At 52.8% G+C, this 869-nt stretch carries 1 protein-coding gene and 1 pseudogene; both read left to right on the top strand.

Annotated features, from left to right (window positions below; translation table 11 throughout):
• Positions 1 to 66: 66 nt before the first annotated feature.
• Complete coding sequence (gene tpiA, locus ACIQVE_RS26830; protein WP_402814365.1) at positions 67 to 822, top strand: triose-phosphate isomerase; 756 nt, start codon at positions 67 to 69, stop codon at positions 820 to 822.
• Positions 785 to 869 (top strand): annotated as a pseudogene (locus ACIQVE_RS26825) (preprotein translocase subunit SecG); the annotation flags it as partial. The gene tpiA and the pseudogene ACIQVE_RS26825, both read left to right, overlap by 38 nt.

The raw sequence follows: 869 nt of genomic DNA, 5'->3' as shown, positions 1-869 counted from the left end.
AAACATAATGCAACCAAAGATATATAAACGAAAAATCACACACAAAAAATACACAACACTAAAACCATGATTAGCCCTATGGTAGCTGGTAACTGGAAGATGCACGGTACCCGCGCCAGCGTCGCTGAGCTGATCAACGGCCTACGTCATATGGCCTTGCCAAGCGGTGTTGATGTCGCGGTATTCCCGCCTTGCTTGTATATCAATCAAGTGATTGATGGCTTGAAAGGCAAGTCGATTTCGGTCGGCGCGCAGAATTCTGCGGTGGAATCCATGCAAGGTGCATTGACCGGTGAGATTGCGCCGAGTCAGTTGGTGGATGCAGGTTGTTCCTTGGTGCTTGTTGGGCACTCCGAACGCCGCCAAATAATGGGCGAGCGAGACGGGATGCTGAATCGCAAGTTCGCAGCGGCACAGGCATGTGGCTTGATCCCGGTGTTGTGTATAGGGGAGACCCTTGAGCAGCGCGAAGCCGGTAAAACTCTTGAAGTTGTCGGGCGTCAGCTGGGCAGCATCATTGAGGAGCTGGGTGTAGGTGCTTTTGCAAAGGCAGTTATAGCTTACGAGCCGGTCTGGGCCATTGGCACCGGACTGACTGCAACGCCGCAACAGGCTCAGGATGTGCATAAAGCCATTCGCGAGCAGTTAGCGGCAGAGAATTCTGAAGTCGCACGAGGTGTGCGGCTTCTATACGGCGGCAGCGTGAAGGCGGCCAATGCGGTCGAACTGTTCGGCATGCCGGATATCGATGGGGGGCTCATTGGTGGAGCTTCCCTGAATGCAGATGAGTTCGGTGAGATTTGTCGCGCCGCGGGAAACTGAAAAAATGAAGGAAACAGTCTTAGTCGTTTTTCATATGCTGTGTTCAT

Origin of the sequence: Pseudomonas sp. NPDC098747 (assembly GCF_044760045.1) — a bacterium.
GTDB lineage: Bacteria > Pseudomonadota > Gammaproteobacteria > Pseudomonadales > Pseudomonadaceae > Aquipseudomonas.
The sequence above is the reverse complement of the archived record's forward strand: the minus strand, read 5'-3'. Positions and strand labels throughout refer to the sequence as shown.

What these genes read in the sequence shown, in the direction of transcription:
- tpiA (WP_402814365.1), top strand. Translation starts at nt 67, where the DNA reads ATGATTAGCCCTATGGTAGCTGGTAACTGGAAGATGCACGGTACCCGC.